At 60.9% G+C, this 815-nt stretch carries 1 protein-coding gene; it reads left to right on the forward strand.

Features of this window, described 5'->3' with window-relative positions; genetic code table 11:
• Nucleotides 1-815, forward strand: an 815-nt coding sequence (locus tag VM94_RS23270; RefSeq protein ID WP_046685675.1) for a carbohydrate porin, incomplete at both ends; no start/stop codon positions are given.

An 815-nucleotide genomic window follows, 5' to 3' on the forward strand; every position in this document is an offset into this window, starting at 1 on the left:
CTGGGCATCGTCAAAGCCTATGTCGAAGCGCAGGGACTCGATTTCCTGAACGGCGGCACGGCCTGGATCGGTAAGCGCTTCTACTACCGTCCTGACATCCACATGCTGGATCTGCAATACATCAACATGAACGGCACGGGCGCCGGGCTGGACCGCATTCCTGCCGGTCCTGGTAAATTCTCGTATGCCTTCTTCAAGGACAACGACATCAACGACCGCAATGCCGACGGCACCATCCGTGGCACCAAGTCGGCCGTGCGCCAGAACTTCATCTACGGCGAAATCCCCGTCAATGAAAACGGCACGCTGGACCTGGCCGCGACCTACATCATCGGCGAAGGCAAGGACACCGACGCTTTTGGCGAAAAGCACAACGGCTGGCAGTTGTCGGCATTTCACCGTCAAGGCAAGGTATTTGGCGGCGGCAATACCTTCGGCGTGCAGTACGGCGTCGGTCCTGGCACGGGCAAGGGCGCGCAGTTCGGCGCATCGGGCGACACCGGTTTCGGTTCGGATGTGAAACGCACGCGCATCTTCAATGACATGGCGATCCAGCCGATGGCCAACTTCGGCATGGAATTTGTCGCCCTGTGGCAAAAAGACGAGTCGAAAGCCACCGGTTCCTCGACCTGGACCTCGGTCGGCGTGCGTCCCGTGTACGCGTTCACCGACAACTTCAAGCTGGTGGGCGAACTGGGCACGGACCGCGTGACGCAATCGGGCGGCCAGCCAGCCAAGCGCTTGACCAAGCTGACCATCGCACCGACGATCTCCGCCGGTCCTGGCCTGTGGTCGCGTCCTGAACTGCGCGCTTT

This window comes from Janthinobacterium sp. KBS0711, from assembly GCF_000988085.1.
GTDB classification, from domain to species: domain Bacteria; phylum Pseudomonadota; class Gammaproteobacteria; order Burkholderiales; family Burkholderiaceae_D; genus Janthinobacterium; species Janthinobacterium lividum_E.